This window comes from Streptococcus infantis, assembly GCF_001579645.1.
GTDB classification, from domain to species: domain Bacteria; phylum Bacillota; class Bacilli; order Lactobacillales; family Streptococcaceae; genus Streptococcus; species Streptococcus infantis_E.
The window spans coordinates 823046-828562 of record NZ_KQ970818.1 but is presented as its reverse complement, the minus strand read 5'-3'; the positions used below and the strand labels follow the sequence as shown (position 1 = coordinate 828562).

At 39.9% G+C, this 5517-nt stretch carries 3 protein-coding genes and 1 pseudogene; 2 read left to right on the top strand and 2 right to left on the bottom strand.

Annotation, left to right across the window (positions count from 1 at the left end; translation table 11 throughout):
• Window positions 1–10: 10 nt before the first annotated feature.
• Window positions 11–552: pseudogene (gene tnpA / locus SINDD18_RS03950) on the bottom strand (IS200/IS605 family transposase).
• 194 nt (window positions 553–746) lie between these two features.
• Window positions 747–1733, bottom strand: a complete 987-nt coding sequence (locus SINDD18_RS03945) for an L-lactate dehydrogenase (RefSeq protein ID WP_061863164.1) — start codon at window positions 1731–1733, stop codon at window positions 747–749.
• Between the two features lie 195 nt (window positions 1734–1928).
• Between SINDD18_RS03945 and gyrA the strand changes: the two genes are divergently transcribed.
• Both gyrA and SINDD18_RS03935 read left to right on the top strand, forming a co-directional pair.
• Window positions 1929–4397, top strand: coding sequence for a DNA gyrase subunit A (gene gyrA, locus SINDD18_RS03940; protein ID WP_061863163.1), 2469 nt, complete (start codon window positions 1929–1931; stop codon window positions 4395–4397).
• Window positions 4397–5146, top strand: coding sequence for a class A sortase (locus SINDD18_RS03935; RefSeq protein WP_061863162.1), 750 nt, complete (start codon window positions 4397–4399; stop codon window positions 5144–5146). The genes gyrA and SINDD18_RS03935 overlap by 1 nt, the downstream gene beginning before the upstream one ends.
• Window positions 5147–5517: the final 371 nt, after the last annotated feature.

Below are 5517 nucleotides of genomic sequence, written 5' to 3'. Positions count from 1 at the left end.
AGCCGACTCGTCACTTACCTCTTAAAGAGGCTTTAGTATTACTTAGCACTATCCCTAAGGGATCCTCATATTCTTTTACACTTAATTTATCTAATACCATATCATGCTTTACTCGTTCTCAAATTTTCATACTCGTGAATAAATCATCCACTGGATACTTTCTATACTCTTGAATAGATTTCTTAATTGTGGCTTCATTGAGTCCCACCGTACTTACATAATAGCTTTCTGCCCAGAAATGCCGATTCCCAAACTTGTACTTAAGATTGGCGTGTTTGTCAAACATCATGAGTGCACTTTTACCTTTTAAATAACCCATGAAACTAGAAACACTTATCCTTGGTGGAATACTTACTAACATATGTACATGGTCTAGCATTAAGTGACCCTCGATAATTTCAACTCTTTTATAACTACACAAGCGATGAAATATTTCACCTAAACTACTTCGATATTGATTATAGATGACTTTTCGTCTATACTTAGGGATGAACACAATGTGATAGAACAGTGCCACTTTGTGTGTGATAAACGATGAGCCTTTTGTGCTATATTTTTCCCTTTCGCTTTACAATTGGCTTAAACACCTTTATTGTATCGTGTTTGGAGTTTTTTGGTAGAACCTTCGACGCGCACCCGCATAGCGGGTGGTTTATTTGGCTCCCAACTAACGTATCGAGAAGAACTAATAGTCACATAATATAAAAATGTCTAGACAGACCGTCTAGACATTTTTTTAACTTAAATTAGTTTTTTGAAGCTGCTTGGAATTCAGGATTTTTCCATGCTTCATCGATAATTTCTTGCAATTCACGAGCAGAAGCTTGCATTTTTTGAGTTTCAGCGTCGTTCAATGGAATGTTAACTGGACGAACGATACCGTGCGCACCAACGATAGCTGGTTGACCGATAAAGACGTTTTCAACACCGTATTGTCCTTCTTGGAATACAGAAAGTGGTAGGACAGCATTTTCATCGTCAAGGATTGCTTTTGTAATACGAGCTAGAGCAACAGCGATACCATAGTAAGTAGCACCTTTTTTGTTGATGATTGAGTAAGCTGCGTCACGAACTGAGATGAAGAGTTCAACAAGGTCAGCTTCATTCAAGTCACGGTTAGCTTGTAACCATTGTTCCAATTTTACACCGGCAACGTTAGCGTGTGACCAAACTGCAAACTCAGAGTCACCGTGCTCACCCATGATGTAGGCGTGAACTGAACGTGCATCAACACCGATAGTTTCAGCAAGTGCTTGACGGAAACGAGCTGAGTCAAGTGAAGTACCTGAACCGATAACGCGTTCTTTAGGGAAACCTGAGAATTTCCATGTTGAGTAAGTCAAGATGTCAACTGGGTTAGCAGCAACAAGGAAGATACCGTCAAATCCAGATGCAACAACTTGTTCAACGATTGATTTGTTGATAGCAAGGTTTTTACCAACAAGGTCAAGACGAGTTTCACCTGGTTTTTGTGGAGCACCAGCAGTGATAACTACAAGGTCGGCATCCGCACAGTCTTCGTATTTAGCTGCGTAGATTTTCTTAGGTGAAGTAAAAGCAAGCGCGTGGCTAAGGTCTTCAGCATCACCAACTGCTTTTTCAAACAATTGTGGAATTTCAATGATACCAAGTTCTTGTGCAATTCCTTGTGTAACGAGGGCAAAAGCATAAGAAGAACCTACGGCACCGTCACCGACGAGGATAACTTTTTTGTGTTGTTTAGTTGCTGTCATTTGTCTAAACATCTCCTTTGTTTTTTTAAGGGAAATTCCCCATTTGATTTCATTCTATCACTTTTAGATAGCTTTGTCACGGATATAACATCCAGTTGTTGATGTAAACGTTTTAGGTGTGTCCAAAGACTGAAATATAGGCTAAACTATGGTATAATATATCTAGTTACTAATAGTGAAATGAGGCATTTTTTAATGCAAGATAAAAATTTAGTGAATGTCAATCTGACAAAGGAGATGAAGACCAGCTTTATCGACTACGCCATGAGTGTAATCGTCTCGCGGGCTCTTCCTGATGTTCGTGATGGATTGAAACCTGTTCATCGTCGTATTTTGTACGGAATGAACGAATTAGGAGTTACCCCTGATAAACCTCATAAGAAATCTGCCCGTATTACAGGGGATGTTATGGGTAAATACCACCCACACGGAGACTCATCTATCTACGAAGCTATGGTTCGTATGGCGCAATGGTGGAGTTATCGATACATGCTTGTAGATGGGCATGGGAACTTTGGTTCTATGGATGGTGATGGTGCCGCAGCTCAGCGTTATACTGAAGCACGTATGAGTAAGATTGCTCTTGAGATGCTTCGCGACATCAATAAAAATACCGTTGATTTTGTAGATAACTATGATGCCAATGAACGTGAACCCCTGGTTCTCCCAGCTCGTTTCCCAAACCTTTTGGTCAATGGTGCTACAGGGATTGCTGTTGGTATGGCAACCAATATTCCGCCTCATAACTTGGGAGAAACCATTGATGCAGTGAAGTTGGTCATGGATAATCCAGAAGTTACAACCAAGGAATTAATGGAAGTTCTTCCTGGTCCAGATTTCCCAACTGGTGCCCTTGTTATGGGGAAATCAGGTATTCATAAGGCCTACGAAACTGGTAAAGGATCGATTGTGCTTCGTTCTCGTACTGAAATCGAAGAAACTAAGACTGGTCGCGAACGTATCGTTGTAACAGAATTTCCATACATGGTTAATAAAACCAAAGTCCATGAACATATTGTGCGTTTGGTTCAGGAAAAACGTATCGAAGGTATTACAGCTGTTCGTGACGAATCAAACCGTGAGGGAGTTCGCTTCGTAATTGAGGTGAAGCGTGATGCATCTGCTAATGTTATTTTGAACAACTTGTTCAAGATGACTCAAATGCAAACTAGCTTTGGATTTAACATGCTGGCTATCCAGAACGGTGTACCAAAGATTCTTTCTCTTCGTCAAATCTTGGATGCTTATATTGAGCACCAAAAAGAAGTGGTGACTCGTCGTACTCAATTTGATAAAGAAAAAGCTGAAGCACGTGCACACATCTTAGAAGGTTTGTTGATTGCTCTGGACCACATTGACGAAGTCATTCGTATCATCCGTGCCAGTGAAACGGATGCAGAAGCCCAAGCTGAATTGATGAGCAAGTTCAAGTTATCTGAACGTCAAAGTCAAGCAATTCTCGATATGCGTCTTCGTCGTTTGACTGGTTTGGAACGTGACAAGATTCAGTCAGAATATGATGAGCTTATTGCTTTGATTGCTGACCTGGCAGACATTCTTGCAAAACCAGAACGCGTAGCGCAAATTATCAAGGAAGAATTGGATGAGGTCAAACGTAAGTTTGGCGATCCACGTCGTACTGAGTTGATGGTTGGTGAAGTCTTGACTCTTGAAGATGAAGACTTAATTGAAGAGTCTGATGTTCTCATCACTCTATCAAATAAAGGTTACATCAAACGTTTGGACCAAGATGAGTTTACAGCTCAAAAACGTGGTGGACGTGGCGTTCAAGGAACTGGAGTTAAAGACGATGACTTTGTGCGTGAATTGGTTTCAACCAGCACTCACGATCATTTGCTTTTCTTTACCAATAAAGGACGTGTTTATCGTCTTAAGGGGTATGAAATTCCAGAATACGGCCGCACAGCCAAAGGGTTGCCAGTTGTCAATCTTTTGAAACTGGATGAGGGTGAAAGCATTCAAACCATTATCAATGTTGAATCAGAACGTAGTGATGATGCCTATCTCTTCTTTACAACTCGAGCAGGTATTGTCAAAAGAACTAGTGTCAAAGAATTTGCCAACATTCGTCAAAATGGTCTCAAAGCCTTAAATCTGAAAGATGAGGATGAGTTGATTAATGTCTTACTAACTGAAAAAGACACAGATATCATCATCGGAACTAGATTAGGTTATGCCGTTCGTTTCAATCAGTCTTCAGTTCGTAGTATGAGTCGTATTGCCACTGGTGTTAAAGGGGTAAACCTTCGTGAAGGTGATGCTGTAGTTGGAGCGAGTGTGATTAGTGATCAAGATGAAGTCCTTATCATTACTGAAAAAGGATACGGTAAGCGCACAGTTGCGACTGAATATCCAACAAAAGGGCGTGCCGGTAAGGGAATGAAAACTGCCAATGTTACTGAAAAAAATGGTCCTCTGGCTGGTCTCTTAACAGTAAAAGGGGACGAAGATCTGATGATTATCACTGACACAGGTGTCATGATTCGAACCAATGTTGCCAATATTTCACAAACGGGACGTTCAACTATGGGAGTAAAAGTGATGCGTCTAGATCAAGATGCTAAGATTGTGACTTTTACAAGTGTTTCAGCAGCAGAAAAAGAAGAAGTTGGGGCAGAACAGGAAACAGAAAGTGAAGCATAATGTCTCAAAAAAAGAATCAAAGTAAAAAAAATAAACGTAAAAATCTACTGATTAACATACTGGCAGGATTCCTAATCTTGCTATCTATCGCTTTAATCTTCAATGCTAATATTCGTGATATGTTCATGATTTGGAATACTAATAAGTATCAGGTCAGTCAAGTGACCAAGGAAGAGATTGAAGAGAACAAAGAAACAGAAGGAAATTTCGATTTTGACTCTGTAAAATCACTTTCCTCGGAGGCAGTCCTATCAGCTCAATGGAATTCCCAGCAACTTCCGGTAATCGGAGGGATTGCAATTCCAGAGCTTGAAATGAATCTACCAATATTTAAGGGACTCGATAATGTTAACCTTTTTTATGGTGCTGGGACAATGAAAGCAAATCAGGTAATGGGGGAAGGAAATTATTCTCTAGCAAGTCACCGTATCTTTGCAGGTGAAAATGCAGATAAGAAATTATTCTCTCCTCTTGCTCGTGCTGAGAAAGGGATGAAAATTTATCTCACTGATAAAGAAAAAGTCTATACATACGAGATTGAAGAAGTTAAAATTGTAACACCTGATCGTGTAGATGTAATTGACGAACGTGATGGGATTAAAGAGATTACCTTGGTAACCTGTGAAGATGCTAATGCAGTTGAGAGAATTATCGTTAAAGGGAATTTGACAGAGATAAAATCTTATGGAGACACTCCATCAGATATCTTAGAAGCCTTTAATAAACCCTATAAACAATTTTATGAATAGTAGAAGAGGTTGGGACAAAAGAGCCCGACCTCATTTTTTATTAGCAATCAAACCTTGACGCGGTAGCTGATTGAACTTTTTGTTCGTCTTTTAGACTCCAAAAAGCTCCTAATCATCCTCGCGGGGCTGGGACTACGAAATCGAGACTTTGTCTATCGATTTCTGTCCCACCGCCTTTTCTTGTCAATTTCAGAAAATAGATAGGAAAAAGACTTTTCAATTTTGGTAAAAAGTAGTATAATGTTTCTATTATAGAAATTTTTAGAAAATTCCGAAAGAGGTTTGTTATGGGATACACAGTTGCTGTTGTCGGCGCTACAGGTGCCGTTGGTGCTCAAATGATCAAAATGTTGGAAGAATCAACTCTTCCG

What these genes read in the sequence shown, in the direction of transcription:
- SINDD18_RS03945 (WP_061863164.1), bottom strand. Translation starts at nt 1,733, where the DNA reads ATGACAGCAACTAAACAACACAAAAAAGTTATCCTCGTCGGTGACGGT.
- gyrA (WP_061863163.1), top strand. Translation starts at nt 1,929, where the DNA reads ATGCAAGATAAAAATTTAGTGAATGTCAATCTGACAAAGGAGATGAAG.
- SINDD18_RS03935 (WP_061863162.1), top strand. Translation starts at nt 4,397, where the DNA reads ATGTCTCAAAAAAAGAATCAAAGTAAAAAAAATAAACGTAAAAATCTA.